Raw genomic sequence first — 15834 nt, forward strand, 5'->3', positions numbered from 1 at the left:
CTATCAGCGGAACCAATTCACACACGGTAATTTCCGGCAGTTGCCATATAGGGGGCTTGCCTGCCGGTTACATAATGTTTCATACACAAAGGGGGAAAGAAAATGGTTACTGGCAGTATGTTAATTTTGGTGTTTTTGCTGGCGTTGGGCGCGCTGTTCTTCCTTATTTTAAAATTGAAGGTTGAACCGTTCCTGTCGCTGATTGGCGTCGCATTCGCGACAGCGCTTGCAATCGGTATGCCTTTGAAGGAAGTTGCTTCTACCGTCACCCAGGGCTTCGGAAACACGATGACCGGCGTCGGAATCCTCATCGGCCTTGGCGTCATCTTCGGGCAATTCCTCGGTGCATCCGGTGCCGTTGAAAAAATTGCCGGAGCTGTCCTGAGAGCTTTCGGCGTTAAGCGATCTCCTGCTGGCCTCGGCCTTACAGGAACTGTTGTCTCAATCCCGGTTTTCTTCGATGCCGCGTTCGTTATCCTGAGCGGGCTGATCAAAAGCCTTTCGAAAAGAACCGGCCTGTCCGTTGTCACATTTGTTACCGCGCTAGGCGTTGGGCTGATTGTCTCCCATAACATGGTCGCTCCGACACCGGGGCCGCTTGTCGTCGCGGAAAACACAAAAGCCGACCTTGGTCTGTTCATCCTGTACGGCATTCTCGTTTCAATCCCGGCAACGCTCGTCGGCGGCTATTTGTACGGCCTGTTCATCGGAAAACGCGTCCAGCACTCCGGCGACATTGAAGAAGTGGAAATGAATCCGGCAGACGCGCCAAAGAAGGAAATCAGCACCGGCCTCAGCTTTTTCATGCTTGGCCTGCCGATCATCCTGATTCTAGTAAACACCGTATCTCAGCTTGCGTTCCCGGGCACTACCCTGGCAAGCGTCCTTGGCTTTGTCGGTGAAAAAAATATCGCCCTTTTCATCAGTGTTGTTGCAGCTCTTATTCTATTAAAGCCATATATTTCGATTCCTTATGACAGACTGTATTCCGAAGCAATCAACTCCGCCGGTATCATCATCCTAATCACGGGTGCTGGTGGCGCGTTCGGAGCCGTCATCAACAAGAGCGGAGTCGGCGAATACCTGATTGCCTCGATGCAAAGCTGGAGCATTCCGGTCCTGCTGCTTGCATTCATTTTCTCGCAGATTCTTCGCGCATCACTCGGCTCTGCAACCGTCGCACTTGTCACAACATCAAGCATTCTAGGACCAATGACAGCCGACCTTGGCGTGTCCCCAATCTTGCTTGGCCTGGCAATCTGCGCCGGCGGTATCGGCCTGTCCCTGCCAAACGACTCCGGCTTCTGGGTAGTCAACCGTTTCGGGAAACTCACCATCCCGCAAACACTCAAAGCCTGGACCATCGGCGGATTCATCGCAGGACTCACAGCACTCACCTGCGTCTTCATCCTCAGCCTATTCTCAGGAATCCTTCCTGGGCTGTAAAAAATTGATTCACGAAACCACCCTGCCAATTACTGTGGCAGGGTGGTTTTTTTGTTGCTGTGAAACTGGGGACGGATCTACTGCTTCAGTTTTGGAATCCCGGGTCGATTTAGTGATTTAGCTATTTGAAATAAAGCTCTGGGCGGACCTTTTGCTTTTTTTAAAATTGCAGCGAAACCAACGATTCTGTGGTTTCGTCAGTAATTTTAAGAAGGTTCCTTAAGGGGGAAGCCGCAAATGAAAAAACACCTGTTTCTTTTGTCGCTCACTGTTTTAATCCTAACACTGCTTGCTTCATGTTCAGGCATAAAAATCGTTGTCCACGATTTTGACCAAGTCACCTTTTATAAAATAAATGATGCCAATGAGTACGAAAAAATTGCAATGCTAAAGGATAAAAAGAAAATCGAAGTTCTTATTGAACAAATTAATGAAGCCAAAAGAAAAAATGCACATGAACTAGAATTTGAAAAAGGACCGGCTGGCATGCTTCTTTTCGAAAAAGAGGGGCAGAAATTGGAGGTACCTATCTTCACCGATACAGGCAACGTGTTAACAAAGGAATACTACATCTCCAGCTCTATTGATATCGAAATGTTTTTTGGAACAAGGAAGTGATGAAGGATACACCCCCAGTAATTCATTAAAAGCCGCTCCCTTCCCCAACTAAAAGGAAAGCACAAAAGCCCCGCTCCTCGTGAAACAAGATTTTTCGAGGAGTGACAGGCACTGTTCGTATTTTCGCCGCACTGTTCTCATTCCCCTCCCGGCCGTCGACAAAAGTTCCGTTAATCCATCAAAGGATTTTCCCTGCAAAAGGCGAACTCTAAAGAGGAGACCAAAAACGAGGAGGAATACACATGTTTCGTACCATTGAAGAATTCATTCAAACCTGGAAGCACGAAGGACAGTCCACGCAAAAAATAATGGACGCCCTGACAGACGAATCCTTGAACCAGCAAGTCGCCCAGGACCACAGGACGCTCGGCCAGCTGGCCTGGCACATCGTCACATCCCTGCACGAAATGATGTCCCGCACCGGCCTTCAATTTGAAGCAGCTGAGCACGAAAGCAAGGTCCCGGGCACCGCGAAGGAAATCGCCGACGGATACCGCCAGGCAAGCAGCGCCATGATTGCCGCACTCCAGGAACAGTGGACCGACGAAACCCTCAAAGAAGTGAAGGATATGTACGGCGAACAATGGCCAAACGGATTGACCCTGTCCATTTTGATCAGCCACCAAACCCACCACCGCGGGCAAATGACCATTCTCATGCGCCAGGCCGGCCTCCGAGTACCAGGAGTTTACGGCCCTTCACGTGAAGAATGGCAGGAATTCGGTATGGAAGCTCCTACGCAGTAATCATATCGCGCGACAAAAAACCAGCCTTCGCACATGTGTGGAGGCTGGATCTTTGAATTTAAATTGAATTGGGAGTTGCATTCATGCAAACTAAACCGTATAGCGCCATTGAAATTTCAAAAATCATTGATCAAGCCATCAAGGAACTGTGGTCTCTGGAAATCTTTTCAGATTATTGTAATTTCAGTTTACTAAAAGAGGATAGCATGAAGAATGCCTTTTATCATCATCTTAGAAATAAACTGCCAAATGAATTTTTAATAGAAAATAACATCCGAATTTATACAGAATTCTTTATGCATGGAATTCGGGCTGATTTGGCAATCGTAAAACTTGATGAAAATCCTGGGCAATATAAACATCTTCAAGATTCTGTTATTGATATCCTCGCAATTGTAGAGATGAAGTTCAAGAATCATTGGAATGACGGCCCTTTTAAAGAAGATATTGAAAAGGTAAAAAACTATATTAAAACTTCCCGCCATCCCAATTGCCAGTATTACCTAGCGTTTATCCAAGAAGCCATTTATGAGCAAGAAGAATATGCCTGGTTATCACAAAAGGACCTAACGTGGGCTAAAGGCCATGTAACCGAGTTACTAGGTTATTACTCAGACAATATCGAACAACCTATCTGGAGAATTAAATCATATAATAACTTGAATTGAAGGATAAAAATAGCCCCCACTCCCCAAGTGGAGGCTATTATATATAAAATCATTGGAAGGAGAACCACATTGAACAACATCACCTATATTACAACCGACAACATCCCTAACCCAACTATAATGGAAGCCATCCAACGCCTGCACAACTCCATCTTCGGGGGCAACGATGACCTGCTTGCCAAAATGCACAATAAACCCAAGCTGCTTTTCAACTTCGCACTCGACGGCCAAAAACTCGTCGGCTACAAAATCGGCTATGAATTAAGTCAAACCCATTTTTACAGCTGGCTTGGCGGAGTCGCTCCAGAATACAGGAACCACGGAATTGCAGCTTCCCTAATGAACCAACAGCACAACTATCTCAAACAACACGGCTACACATACGTCCAAACCAAAACAATGAACAAATGGCGCAGCATGCTACTTCTCAACATCAAAAACGGCTTCGACATCATCGAAACCTATACCGACAAAAACGGCAAGCACAAAATCATCCTCGAAAAGAACCTCCAAGATGGTTAATCCCCTTTTTGGAAAAATTGCCCCATGCACCAAGAAACGGCTGCACACGTTTCGGTTCGGCTGAATGAATGCCCGCCATATTAGAATTGGTATCTGGCGGATTGTTAACCTTATCTTTAGCGGATTGAAGAAGTACTCGCCTCTTTTCGAATCTTCTATCTAGATTAGGATTAAATAGTTACTAGTTTGGCATTATTATGGCCCAAATCGGCATTATTAATAGGTTACTTGGCATTAATCGGATCCCATTCGGCATTATTATTAGCTTAATTGGCATTAATCGGATCCCATTCGGCATTATTACTAGCTTAATTGGCATTAATAGTTCTAAATCCTAAGGAAGGACTTTGTAAATGGCTGGTTTAACATGGTCTTGCGGAAAATTAGTCAGCAGTTCTCCATCTAACCAAACAAAAATGAAGCAGAGGACTCGCCCCTGCTTCACTTCAACCGCAACGCCATATACTTCCCATTCCCCGATGAAATCATGCTCACTTTGCTGAGGAGCGTCACTTCCCTTAGCACAGCAAACACCTGATTAGAGGAGAATTTCTGCTCGGTGCGTATGTATGCAAAGTCCAAATTTCGATTCCTGGCTTCCGCAATTTTAACCTTTAACTCCCCCAAACTGCCGGCGACGAGCTTGTTTTGAATATAGTAATCATTTAACTTGCCCGTCGAAGCGAACATGCCAATCTCCTTGTCCGTCCAATAAAGCTTGTCTTCCTCATACCCCATCGATTTTGCAAATGCATCATTCGCTTCATATAGCATATAAGGAATTGCATTGTTCGTCCTGTTGCTCGTCGGGTCGATGTGGACCCACTGGCCATTCAGCTTCACCTTGTTCCAGCTATGCCCGCCGCCATAAAGCATTCCCGTCACAACAACCGAATTTAACCCAAGCATAGTGCTCAAAAGCTGAAAGCTTCCTGAATAACTTTGGCAAACCCCATTTTTCTCGACAAGCACCCCATACGGATTGTAAGCCGTCCAATACTTCGGGTCGGTTTCCCGCAAAGTCCCGTTTTTCTCTTCAAAAGCCTCAAAATCATACTTCGCGTTCGCATCCAAATAATCATAGATTGCCTTGAACTTCTGCCTGTCTGTCATCTTCGGCTTAATCACCGCGTCCAAAATCCTTTTCGACTGGTCGATGATGGCCTGCTGCTTCTTCTTCATCCTCGTGGCATTTTCGGTATACTGTACAGTCATTACTTTTGTCTTTGAAGTGTATTGATACCCAAAGTTAACCACCCCGAGAATCAACGGATTCTGTGCAATAACCTTATTTACGCGATCGCCAAGGTACGCCATGTCCTTGATTTCCTTGAATTCCGTAAGCGAAAACTTTGTATTGCCAGCCAGCATATTCAGCGCAACCTTCTGCTCTAGCGGCGTATGGGCAACGACAGGGACCCCCAGATAAGCCGCCGGTTTTGGTGCAGCCTTCACTTTTCCCCCGGAAAAACTCAAACACACGGCACCCAAAACAAAAACGACAATAACAACCCTCGCCAGTTTCTTAAGCATCCCAGCCCCCATCCCCTCAGATTGCCATCCGAAAAAACTCCGCTCCATCTGTATCTTCTCTAAAAAACGTATACTTCAATCTATTATAATAGTAAAATCAAACGAAGAAAATATTGGGAATTAAAATAAAGCAAGGGACGGATCTACTGTTTCACTAAAAAAATGAAACAAATGGTCCGGCCCCTGTGTCCCCAGCTCATTTCACCAATTCTACTGATAGTTCCAAGAGTTCTGTAAAGGAATTAATAACTTTATCTGCTTGTGCGAGTTCTTCTGGCTGGGCAAAGTCAAAGTTGACCCCTACAGCGATGAGCTTGTTATCTTTAGCTGCTCGGATGTCAGATAATCTGTCCCCAACCACCGCGCCTTCCACAATGCCATTTTCATCAATGACCTTTTTCGCCAAATCCGATTTATGCCCTGAGGGAATTTCCTCGATGCTGTATGTCTTTTTGATAAACCGCTCCAACCCGAACGCCCCGGTAATTGCCTGCAAATAATTGCTCTGTCCATTGCTGGCGATGTACAAATTGAACCTCCCGCTAAGTTCTGCGAGGACATATTCGACATCCGGGTAAAGAGCCCCGTGATGATTTTCAATTAGATCGATAAGATGCTTATGAAAAAGCACATTGGCCATCTCGCGTTTTTCGTGGGAAAAGCCCGGGCACAGCGTTTCCCAAACAACCGGAAGCGGAACTCCCATGATTTCATGGTATTTAGCTAGTGGAGTATCGCCTAGCCAAAAGCCCTTGTCCCTTAACTTGCAGAACGTCTCTTCCAATGCTGGTTCCAGAACCAAATTAGTTTGAAACAACGTGCCATCCATATCAAAAATAATTGCCGGCCTCATACACGATCACCTTCCAAAAATTCAGCCTCCAACTGCATCACAATTCGAAAATCGAATGAAGCACTGGATACGTCCCCTGTTTCACTGCTTCACTGCCTCACTTTCCCTCCAAGGCTTGCTTCGCGAGGATGAGGGCGCCTGTGATTCCGGCATTGTCTCCTAGGCCTGGGCTGACAATATAGTCGGTAAGCTCCGGCAAGGCAACATACCCTTGCATTAGCTCCGCCAAGTACTTATAAATAGAAGCAAATACTGCTTCTTGCTTCATCACGCCTCCGCCAAGAATGATCTTCTTCGGGGACAAAATGAGTATATAGGAATAGAGGGCCTGGGCAAGATAGTAGCCCTCAAGGTCCCAGACCTCTTCACGCCCTACAAGATTCACGCCTTTTTCTTGCCAGCGCGCCTCAATCGCGGGGCCAGCCGCCAAGCCTTCAAGACAGTCCCGATGATAAGGGCAATTCCCATGGTAGGCATCCAACGGGCTCCTTCTTACATAAAGATGGCCCATTTCAGGATGCGAAAGACCTTGTAGGAGCTTCCCGTGGACTAGCGCACCTGCGCCAATGCCAGTTCCGACCGTAATATACAGGCAGCTGTCAAGCCCTTTTGCAGCACCGAGGGTTGCCTCACCCAGCGCAGCAACATTGACGTCGGTATTGAAGCCAATTGGAATTCCGAAAGCATCCACCATGATTTTTACAAAGGGATAGTCCCTCCAGGCTGTCTTCGGAGTTGATGTTATGCAGCCATAACTCGGGCTCTCCGGTAGAACATCGATAGGGCCGAATGACCCGATTCCAATTGCCTTTAAATCATATTTTTTGAAAAAATCGAGCACTTGGGGCATGGTTTCCCCAGGGGTTGTCGTCGGTAGTTGAATCCGTTCGGCAATCACACCATTTTCGTCGCCAACCGCGCAAACAAATTTCGTTCCCCCAGCTTCAATAGCTCCCAGCATGCAAACCCCTCCAAACGATAGTACCTTCATACTGGCAGGGGAATGATGGATGGCCATCACCCGAGCCCCGCCGCGTTCTTTATAAACAGGCGGAGGGAAAAAGCCATCCGCCCGCATGTCCTATCAGAACCAAACTCAATATACCCTTGCCTTACTCCGCATCTCTTTATTCTTTTTGTAAACTGTTTTGAATTCCTCTTTTTCGGCTACTTCGGCATTTCCGACATTCCACCAGGCGCCATAGCCATTGGTCATTGTTTTCGGAAGGACCTTAATATCGAGCAAGGTAGAAACAGCCTGCTTTTTGGCGTCCTCCAATGCGAATCTCAGCTCCTCGATTGTATGGACAGAATACGTTTTTGCCCCATATCCTGCCGCAGACTGCGCATAATCGATTTTCAAAACCGGGCCGTTGAGCTTTCCGGTCTGCTCATCCCGCTTCCGGAACTCCGTGCCGAAACTGCCCATGCCGTTGGACATTTGCAGGTTATTGATGCAGCCAAAACCGGCATTATCAAAAAGGAGGACATTGATTTTCCTTCCTTCCTGGATGCTCGTGACCAGCTCCGAATGAAGCATCAGATAACTGCCATCCCCCACCAACGAGTAAACCTCTTTATCAGGTTCCGCAAGCTTCACGCCAAGCGCGCCGGAGATTTCGTAGCCCATGCATGAATAGCCGTATTCCATGTTGTACGTATTGGCGCTGTTCGCGACCCACATCCGCTGCAGGTCCCCCGGCAGGCTTCCGGATGCGCCGACAATGATGGCATCCTTATCAAGAAGCCCGTTAATTTCACCTATCACCTCGGTCTGGGTCAGGCTGCAGCCAATCGCTTCCTTGTATTCGGGCAAAGGCCCATCGAGATGGCCGGAAACCTCGGGCTGGAAACCGGAGCCTGAATACTGTATTGCATAAAGCCGTTCCAGCTCCTGTTCCCACATTTTCTTCGCTTCCTTTATCTCCGCCGTGTACCCCGACTGGTAACCGCTTTCCTTCAAAACAGCCGCTAGGGCGGCCAAAGCCGTTTTCGCATCGGCGACAATTTTCACGGCATCAAGCTTGCTTGCATGGAAATCGGACACATTGATTGTTAAAAATTCAACTTCCTCGTTTTCAAAAAGCCGCTTCGAGCCGGTTGTAAAATCAGTAAACCTTGTTCCAATGCCGATAACCAAATCCGCGTCGCGGGCAAGCGAATTCGCAGCTGAATTTCCGGTGACGCCAATCCCGCCAAGATTAAGCGGATGTCCACTCACAACAGCGCTTTTCCCGGCCTGCGTCTCTGCAAACGGGATGTTGAACGCCTCGGCAAATTGTGCCAGCGTGATTCCCGCTTCGGAATAGCGGACACCGCCTCCGCAAACAATAAGTGGCTTTTTCTTTCCGGTAATTAACTGTACCGCATCGCTAAGCTCTTCCCTGGTGGGCGCCTTCCTTTCAATCCGGTGGACCCTTTTTGCAAAAAAAGACTCTGGGAAATCAAATGCTTCTCCCTGGACATCCTGCGGGAGCGAGATGGTGACAGCGCCTGTTTCAGAAGGATTTGTTAATACCCTGAATGCGTTAAGCATCGCGGACATGAGTTGCTCGGGTCGGTTGATCCTGTCCCAGTATTTGCTCACCGGGCGGAATGCATCGTTCGTGGTAATCGATGCATCATGGATCTGTTCGATTTGCTGCAGGACAGGGTCTGGCTGCCTTGACGCAAACGTATCCCCGGGCAGCAGCAGAACAGGAATATTATTCGCTGTTGCCGTTGCGGCTGCCGTAATCATGTTGGCAGAGCCGGGGCCGACGGAAGCTGTGCAGGCAAAAATCTGCCGGCGGTGCTTCTGTTTGGCAAACGCAACAGCGGCATGTACCATCCCCTGCTCGTTCCTTCCCTGAAAAACCTCCAAATCCCCAGCTTCTTCAAGCGCCTGTCCCAAACCGAGAACATTTCCATGCCCAAAAATCGTAAAGACTCCCCTGACAAACTTCTCCTGCCGGCCATCAAATTCAACATATTGATTGGCCATAAATTTCACAAGCGCCTGCGCGGTTGTTAGCCGTACTTTTTTCATAAAATCACTTCCTGCCTTATGTCTTTTCCTCATAGTAAAAACAGCGGACAGAAAATGATCCTTTTCTGTCCGGCCGCATTCCTATCTATCCGCTATGACCAGCGGGTTGTAATCATTTTCTTCCTTGTATAAAATTCGACTCCGTCGCTGCCATTGGCATGCAGGTCACCATAGAAGGAATCCTTCCATCCAGAGAATGGGAAGAAGGCCATCGGAGCGGGTACCCCGATATTTACTCCGAGCATTCCCGCCTCGATTGTTTCACGGAACTGTCGGACACTTCCCCCATCCTTTGTAAAGATGCATGCACCGTTGGCAAATCGGGATTGATTCGTCCATTCAACCGCTTCTTCCAAAGACTTTACACGGACTATCGATAGAACCGGCGCAAAAATTTCATCCTGCCAGATTTTCATTTCCTGGGTCACATTATCAAAAATCGTCGGGCCGACGAAATAGCCGTCCCCATTGCTCTGCTCATCTTCGCGGCCATCACGGAGCAGGCTCGCCCCATCTTCTACACCGCTTTTGATATAAGAAAGTGTCCGCTCCTTATGCCCTTCACGGATGACAGGGCCGAGGAACACATTTTCATCCAAGCCATTGCCGATTTGGATTTCATTGGCCGCCTTCACGAGCTTTTCAACCAGCTCGTCCGCTATGCCTTCCTGGGCAACAACGACAGAGCAGGCCATGCAGCGTTCGCCAGCCGAACCGAATGCCGCCGCCGTAATCTGCGTTGCTGCAACATCAAGGTCCGCATCGTTCAGGACAATCGAGTGGTTTTTCGCACCCGCAAGAGCCTGGACACGCTTCAGGTTGGCGGAAGCAGTCTTGTACACATATTCCGCAACCGGCTGCGAACCGACAAATGAAATCGCCTTGACATCTTTGTGCTCAAGCAGGCCATTCACCACATCATGAGCGCCGTGTACAAGATTCAAGACACCTTTCGGCAGACCCGCTTCTTCAAGAAGCTCGGCAAGCCGGCTTGCGAGAAGCGGCGTCCGCTCGGAAGGCTTCAATACAAATGTATTGCCGCATGCAATCGCAAGCGGGAACATCCAGCAAGGAACCATCATCGGGAAGTTGAATGGCGTAATCCCGCCGACAACCCCAATCGGGTAACGGTACATGCCGGACTCCAGCCCGGAAGCGATATCCGGAAGCTGCTTGCCCATCATCAACGTTGGAGCGCCCGCTGCAAATTCGACACACTCGATTCCGCGCTGCACTTCCCCGTACGCTTCCTTGTAGTTCTTGCCGTTTTCAACGGTAATCAGTTTCGCCAATTCATCCCAATGCTCCACAAGCAGCTGCTGGTACTTGAACATGACCCTCGCCCTTCTTGGCACAGGCGTTTCCTTCCAAGTTTTGAACGCTTCGCTAGCCGCTTCGACCGCTTTATTCAATTCTTCTTTTGATGAGATTGGGACGTAGGCAATGACTTCACCTGTCGCCGGATTGAAAACAGGCTCCGTATTCCCGGACCGGGATTCCAGCCATTCCCCACCGATATAGTTTTTCACTACATTCGTCATATTGTATTCCTTCCTTCTTTGCTGAAACTATCATTATTGATGCTCTATCAAACTATAATTCCGCCAAACTGGGACTCTATTCCGCTAAATTAGGTGGTTTATCCGCCAAACAAGGACTCTTATCCGCCAAATTCGTTGGTATATCCGCTAAACAGGACTCTTATCCGCCAAATTCGTTGGTATATCCGCCAAACTAGGACTCTTATCCGCCAAATTCGTTGGTTTATCCGCTAAATAGGAACTCCATCCGCCTAACGCCGAACCATGCTATTATGCCCCAAAAAATATTCGTTCAAATGTTAAGGAGTTACCTGCTCCTCGCCTTTGCTCTTCTCGATAAACTCCGTAATTTCACGAACGGTTGGCATCGCTTCCGAACAGCTGTGTCTTGATATGACAATCGACGCCGAGGCGCTTCCGAACTCCATCGCCATGTCAATCGTCCATCCCTGCATCAATCCGTAAATGAAAGCAGAAGCATACGAATCGCCCGCGCCGAATGTTTTCAGGACCTTTGTTTTAAAAATGCTGCCCATGAACACGTCGCCCGCTTTCGTATAAGCAATCGAGCCTTCCGATCCATGCTTGATGACCACGATTTTAGCGTGATGGCCAAACCACCTGCCCGCTGTCACTTCATCATTGGATGAAGGATTATCGTTAAATTGCTCCATCATATCGAATTCCTCGCGTGTCCCGATAATGACATCGCATTTCTCGGCGGCGAGGCTATAATAGATGGCCGGTTCCGCGGAGGATGGCCACGTATAAGGACGGTAATCCACATCGAAGAAAACAGTGACCCCATGTTTCCTGGCATATTCCAAAGCGAGGAAAACCGCCTCCCTGGACGGGCTCGCGGACAGGGCAGTTCCGGAAATCAGCAGTGCCTTAGCCTGTTTAATATATTCCTCCGAAACGTCAGCCGGCGACAGCTTCAAATCGGCGACATTGTCGCGGTACATCAAAATGCTGCATTCTTCCGGGCTTTTAATTTCGGTGAAGGCCAGCCCTGTAACGGCGCCGGTGTGATCAACGGAAACTCCTGCTGTATCAATTCCATTTTCGGTTAAATAGCGGACGATAAAACGGCCCATCTGGTCATTTGATACTTTTCCGATAAAGCCGCTCTTCAATCCAAGCCTTGAAGCACCGATTGCAATATTGGCCGGTGACCCGCCAACATATTTTGTAAATGTTTTTGTCTCTTCCATTGGACAGTTAATCTCATTTGCATTCAGGTCGATGCATAAGCGACCGAGCGCAATGAAATCAAGCTCCCGTTCCCCGGGAAAACGAATTGGATTCACGCCATTGCCCCCTTTGAAAACTTTACGCCCTGCAGAAAGGGTTGCTTTTGAGAAAACCCATTCCTGGCCAGTACAGAACGGCTATTTTTTAAAAAGCCATTCATGGTCGGGATCATTATGAAACTTCCATGTCCTGACCGGTCCCGCCATGACATTTAAATAGTAGGAATCATAGCCGGGCGGGGCTGAAACCGGATGATAGCCTTCCGGGACAAGCACGACTTCCCCGTTTTTCACAATCAGCGCCTCATCGAGCGAACGGTCGTCATTGTAAACCCGCTGCATGACAAACCCTTTGCCTGGGTTGATTTTATGAAAATACGTTTCTTCCAAATATGATTCCACAGGCAAATTATCCTGGTCATGCTTATGCGGCGGGTAACTTGACCAATTCCCTCCTGGAGTGAATACCTCCACAACCAATAAGCTGTGCGCCGGTTCCTGTTCGGGAAGGATGTTATGGATGGTTCGCGACATATGCCCGCTTCCGCGCTGTTCGTAGCCGACTTTCTCCGGACTGATCAGCCTCGCTTCAAAAGAGCCGCCCCCTGGTGCAAGGCAGACTGCCAGTTCCAGATCCGTGCTCGCCTCGACCTCGAATGAGTCATTGGCTGGCACATAAACGGAATAAGGAGGCGTTTTTTCAAACACATCCATTCTCTCGCCGATTTGTTCAAATGTTTTTTCGTTTGTTTTTACATCGGCAATCCCGCTCAATAACACAAGACATGCTTCCTGATTGAAGGTTTCCCGTGCCAAAACCTCACCCTGCTTCAGCTGGTATACTTCAAACCCGACATAATCCCATCCTGCCGATTCGGGGCTGACGGCGAGGACTTTTCCTTTTTCATCCCGTTGTCCCGGGCTGATAATAAGCTTTGACATCATTTCCACCTCACTCTAGAAAACTCTCTCCTATAATCCAAGCTTCGCAGCCATGGCCACCAGATTATCGAGGCTCGTTTTCAGGCTGTCGAACGGGCTTCCCGGACAATAATCCTGTTCAACACAGTAATACTCGACGCCATGTTCCTCGCCCCATTGAAGAATCGGTTCAAACTCGATGCTGCCCGTGCCAACTTCGGCAAAATAGTTTCGGCCGTCAGTTGTCATGTCCTTAAAGTGGAGGATTGGCATCCGGTTCGGATATTGCTTGATGAATTCAAGCGGATCTTCGCCGCCCATTTTGACCCAGTACGTATCCAGCTCGGGAACAATGCATAGGTTCCCTTCAGGCTGAAGCAGATAGGACAGCGCGTATTCACCGTCAATTTTAGTCTTGAACTCGAAATCATGGTTATGGTATCCGACACGATAACCGAGCGGAGCGACTTTTTTGGCCACTTCAAGCAGTTCCTTTTTAGCCCTTCTGTAGCCCGCTTCGTTTTGGTAATCTTCCTCAAGGTAGTGGCAGAAGAAATCGGTTGTGCCGAATAGGTCGGCTTCCTTAAGGACCGTTTCAAGTTCTGTATTCATCCGCTCAAGGCTAATGTGCATGCCGGCTACCTTCAATCCGGTTTCCTTCAGCACGGCGGCAATTTCCTCGGCCTCGTAGCTGAACAGTCCGTCAATTTGGACGGCTTGCCAGCCCATTTCGCTCAATTTCCGCAAAACGCCCGGAAAATCCTGTTGGAGTTCGTTGCGCAATGTATAGAGCTGTGCGGCAAATTTATGTTTCATGTTGATCATCCTTCCAGGGGAACCTGTCCTCTTAAAAAATTGAGATTAGGATTGCAATAATGCTGGTTTGTTAGTTGCTTTCAGGTTAAGCCACTCGGCCATTTCCTCGTCCAGAGGAAGTTTGGAACCCTCGTAGGAGGAAAGAAGCTCCTCCTTTTTTCCAGGGCCGATGATGGCGGCTGTCGGGAATGACTGGTTCAGTACATATGCGAGTGCGGTTTGGATTGGCGTGGCTCCGAGCTTTTCCGCTAGATGCTTCGCCCTGTCGTACCGCTCCCAGTTTTCGTCAGAGTAATAGACTTCGACCATTTCTTCATTCTCGCGGTTTTCCGGTGTGAAATATCCCGAGAAAAATCCGCCTGCCTGTGAGGACCAGGACAGCAAAGGCAAATTTTCTTCAGCATGGTATTGGATCATTTCCTCATCAGCGGAAACACAGCCCGGCCAGCGCGGAATTTTGCATTTCGCAAGACTCAGGTTAGGGCTGTTGAACGTAAACGGGACAAGGTTGTGCTTTTTCGCATAGTCATTGGCAGCTTTGATGCGCTCTGTTTTCCAGTTGGATGTTCCGATTGCGCGGATCCGGCCTGCCCTGATATGCTCGTTCAGAACCTCAACAATGGGGCCGACTTCCACATCCTCATCATCGCGGTGGAGGGCATACAAATCGATGTAATCCGTACGGAGCCGTTCAAGGCTTTCCATTAGATCCTTTGTAATCGAAGAAGGGTTCACACGCTTGCCGGGTTCTCCGTCATCATTGTGCGCCCCTTTTGTTAAAATCCTGATTTTATCACGGTTTTGCCGCTGTTCCATCCACTCGCCAATGATTTCCTCGCCGCGGATATATTGATGGGCCGTATCAAGCGTGTTGCCGCCAATTTCAACAAAGGTATCCAATAATGCCGTAACATTTTCTGGGCCAAATTGGAAAAAGTCTCCCGAACCCAGGATAAGCTGGGAGATGTCGATTTGTACCGGCTGGTTGTCTTTCATTCCTTCGACAGTTAGGTATTTCATCCTCTTGTCCCTCCAAAAAATCTCAAAGATGCACTTCCAATTGCATTTCTACAACGATCGGATAATGGTCGCTTGGGAACTGCCCGCCGGGACGGTCCCCAACGATTTTTGCTGTCCTTACTTCTGTATTGCCTCGTACAAGAATCCAGTCAATCCGTTCGTTCCCTCCAGACGGATCGCTGAAATCATTGAACGTACCCAATTCCTCATTGATCCTCCGCGCACTCAAATACCAAGTATCAGAAAACGGTCCTTCACCAGCGAGGATTCGATACGCTTCAGATTGTTGGTTTTCATTAAAATCGCCTGTCACCACAATGGGCATGGCCGAATCAAGCTCAAGCGCCCTTTGAGCAAGTAATTTCGCACCCTCAATCCTGGCCAATTCGGAATGATTATCAAGATGCGTATTAAAATGATAGAAATGCTGCTTTGTTTTCAAATCAAGAAACCGGACCCACGTAACCATCCTCGGGCAAATATTCCCCCAAGTGCAAGAGCCAATAAGGGAGGGCGAATCGGAAAGCCAAAAATGGCCATATTCAAGTACTCTTAGGCGTTCGTGCTTATACAAAATAGCCATGTATTCCCCTTGGCTTCCGCCTTCCCGGCCCAAACCGACCCACCGGTAACCCGGCAGCAACTCCGCCAGGTCCTCCAGTTGGGGAAAAAGCCCTTCCTGTGTTCCTATCAGGTCCGGTGCTTCATTCACGATTATTTCTTTGACAAGCTCCTTCCGCCCGGGCCACGAATGCGGTGGATCATTGTCGGCATATTTCAGATTGTATGTCATCACACGAATGGTTTCGGTTGCCGTCATGTTCTACTCCTTCCAGCCCGAGGGGGCCAGGCCGTGCGCTAACTGCAGC

At 48.4% G+C, this 15834-nt stretch carries 15 protein-coding genes; 5 read left to right on the top strand and 10 right to left on the bottom strand.

The window, feature by feature from the left end; genetic code table 11:
* The first annotated feature begins 102 nt into the window (after window positions 1–102).
* The 5 genes from ADU24_RS16835 to ADU24_RS16855 all read left to right on the top strand — a co-directional run bounded on the left by ADU24_RS16835 (window position 103) and on the right by ADU24_RS16855 (window position 4000).
* Window positions 103–1446: a GntP family permease gene (locus ADU24_RS16835; protein WP_053367706.1), complete on the top strand. Its 1344-nt coding sequence runs from the start codon at window positions 103–105 to the stop codon at window positions 1444–1446.
* Window positions 1447–1683: 237 nt separating this feature from the next.
* Window positions 1684–2064 carry a hypothetical protein gene (locus tag ADU24_RS16840; protein ID WP_053367707.1) on the top strand — a complete coding sequence of 127 codons (381 nt, stop codon included), beginning with the start codon at window positions 1684–1686 and terminating at the stop codon, window positions 2062–2064.
* Between the two features lie 242 nt (window positions 2065–2306).
* Entirely contained in the window at window positions 2307–2810 is a 504-nt protein-coding gene (locus ADU24_RS16845) for a DinB family protein (protein ID WP_053367708.1), read from the top strand.
* Window positions 2811–2893: 83 nt separating this feature from the next.
* Window positions 2894–3478, top strand: a complete 585-nt coding sequence (locus tag ADU24_RS16850; protein WP_053367709.1) for a hypothetical protein — start codon at window positions 2894–2896, stop codon at window positions 3476–3478.
* A 69-nt stretch (window positions 3479–3547) separates the two neighbouring features.
* The gene (locus ADU24_RS16855) at window positions 3548–4000 is read left to right on the top strand and encodes a GNAT family N-acetyltransferase (protein WP_231689631.1); all 453 of its coding nucleotides are present in this window, start codon (window positions 3548–3550) and stop codon (window positions 3998–4000) included.
* 441 nt (window positions 4001–4441) lie between these two features.
* Here ADU24_RS16855 and ADU24_RS16860 read toward each other — a convergent pair whose 3' ends face one another.
* The 10 genes from ADU24_RS16860 to ADU24_RS16905 all read right to left on the bottom strand — a co-directional run bounded on the left by ADU24_RS16860 (window position 4442) and on the right by ADU24_RS16905 (window position 15785).
* The gene (locus ADU24_RS16860) at window positions 4442–5533 is read right to left on the bottom strand and encodes a transglutaminase domain-containing protein (RefSeq protein ID WP_053367710.1); all 1092 of its coding nucleotides are present in this window, start codon (window positions 5531–5533) and stop codon (window positions 4442–4444) included.
* A 196-nt stretch (window positions 5534–5729) separates the two neighbouring features.
* A complete protein-coding gene (locus tag ADU24_RS16865; RefSeq protein WP_053367711.1) occupies window positions 5730–6386 on the bottom strand; it encodes an HAD hydrolase-like protein in 657 nt (218 codons plus the stop codon).
* A 97-nt stretch (window positions 6387–6483) separates the two neighbouring features.
* A complete protein-coding gene (locus ADU24_RS16870) occupies window positions 6484–7347 on the bottom strand; it encodes an ROK family protein (protein WP_053367712.1) in 864 nt (287 codons plus the stop codon).
* A gap of 135 nt (window positions 7348–7482) precedes the next feature.
* Entirely contained in the window at window positions 7483–9414 is a 1932-nt protein-coding gene (gene iolD / locus ADU24_RS16875) for a 3D-(3,5/4)-trihydroxycyclohexane-1,2-dione acylhydrolase (decyclizing) (protein WP_053367713.1), read from the bottom strand.
* A 92-nt stretch (window positions 9415–9506) separates the two neighbouring features.
* Window positions 9507–10955 (bottom strand): CoA-acylating methylmalonate-semialdehyde dehydrogenase, encoded by a 1449-nt coding sequence (locus ADU24_RS16880; protein ID WP_053367714.1) that lies wholly within the window; start codon window positions 10953–10955, stop codon window positions 9507–9509.
* A gap of 299 nt (window positions 10956–11254) precedes the next feature.
* Window positions 11255–12265, bottom strand: a complete 1011-nt coding sequence (iolC, locus tag ADU24_RS16885; RefSeq protein ID WP_053367715.1) for a 5-dehydro-2-deoxygluconokinase — start codon at window positions 12263–12265, stop codon at window positions 11255–11257.
* 81 nt (window positions 12266–12346) lie between these two features.
* Entirely contained in the window at window positions 12347–13150 is an 804-nt protein-coding gene (iolB, locus tag ADU24_RS16890) for a 5-deoxy-glucuronate isomerase (RefSeq protein ID WP_053367716.1), read from the bottom strand.
* Between the two features lie 30 nt (window positions 13151–13180).
* The gene (locus ADU24_RS16895) at window positions 13181–13945 is read right to left on the bottom strand and encodes a sugar phosphate isomerase/epimerase family protein (RefSeq protein ID WP_053367717.1); all 765 of its coding nucleotides are present in this window, start codon (window positions 13943–13945) and stop codon (window positions 13181–13183) included.
* Window positions 13946–13990: 45 nt separating this feature from the next.
* Window positions 13991–14965 (bottom strand): aldo/keto reductase, encoded by a 975-nt coding sequence (locus tag ADU24_RS16900; RefSeq protein WP_053367718.1) that lies wholly within the window; start codon window positions 14963–14965, stop codon window positions 13991–13993.
* Between the two features lie 22 nt (window positions 14966–14987).
* Window positions 14988–15785 (bottom strand): endonuclease/exonuclease/phosphatase family protein, encoded by a 798-nt coding sequence (locus ADU24_RS16905; protein WP_053367719.1) that lies wholly within the window; start codon window positions 15783–15785, stop codon window positions 14988–14990.
* Window positions 15786–15834: the final 49 nt, after the last annotated feature.

Source organism: Bacillus sp. FJAT-27245, assembly GCF_001273955.1.
Lineage (GTDB): Bacteria > Bacillota > Bacilli > Bacillales > Cytobacillaceae > Bacillus_D.

Excerpts from the sequence above, each read along its gene's own strand:
- ADU24_RS16850 (WP_053367709.1), top strand. The coding sequence starts at position 2,894 with ATGCAAACTAAACCGTATAGCGCCATTGAAATTTCAAAAATCATTGAT.
- iolD (WP_053367713.1), bottom strand. The coding sequence starts at position 9,414 with ATGAAAAAAGTACGGCTAACAACCGCGCAGGCGCTTGTGAAATTTATG.
- ADU24_RS16835 (WP_053367706.1), top strand. The coding sequence starts at position 103 with ATGGTTACTGGCAGTATGTTAATTTTGGTGTTTTTGCTGGCGTTGGGC.
- ADU24_RS16865 (WP_053367711.1), bottom strand. The coding sequence starts at position 6,386 with ATGAGGCCGGCAATTATTTTTGATATGGATGGCACGTTGTTTCAAACT.
- ADU24_RS16895 (WP_053367717.1), bottom strand. The coding sequence starts at position 13,945 with ATGAAACATAAATTTGCCGCACAGCTCTATACATTGCGCAACGAACTC.
- ADU24_RS16905 (WP_053367719.1), bottom strand. The coding sequence starts at position 15,785 with ATGACGGCAACCGAAACCATTCGTGTGATGACATACAATCTGAAATAT.
- ADU24_RS16900 (WP_053367718.1), bottom strand. The coding sequence starts at position 14,965 with ATGAAATACCTAACTGTCGAAGGAATGAAAGACAACCAGCCGGTACAA.
- iolB (WP_053367716.1), bottom strand. The coding sequence starts at position 13,150 with ATGTCAAAGCTTATTATCAGCCCGGGACAACGGGATGAAAAAGGAAAA.
- ADU24_RS16840 (WP_053367707.1), top strand. The coding sequence starts at position 1,684 with ATGAAAAAACACCTGTTTCTTTTGTCGCTCACTGTTTTAATCCTAACA.
- ADU24_RS16880 (WP_053367714.1), bottom strand. The coding sequence starts at position 10,955 with ATGACGAATGTAGTGAAAAACTATATCGGTGGGGAATGGCTGGAATCC.
- ADU24_RS16870 (WP_053367712.1), bottom strand. The coding sequence starts at position 7,347 with ATGCTGGGAGCTATTGAAGCTGGGGGAACGAAATTTGTTTGCGCGGTT.
- ADU24_RS16845 (WP_053367708.1), top strand. The coding sequence starts at position 2,307 with ATGTTTCGTACCATTGAAGAATTCATTCAAACCTGGAAGCACGAAGGA.
- ADU24_RS16860 (WP_053367710.1), bottom strand. The coding sequence starts at position 5,533 with ATGCTTAAGAAACTGGCGAGGGTTGTTATTGTCGTTTTTGTTTTGGGT.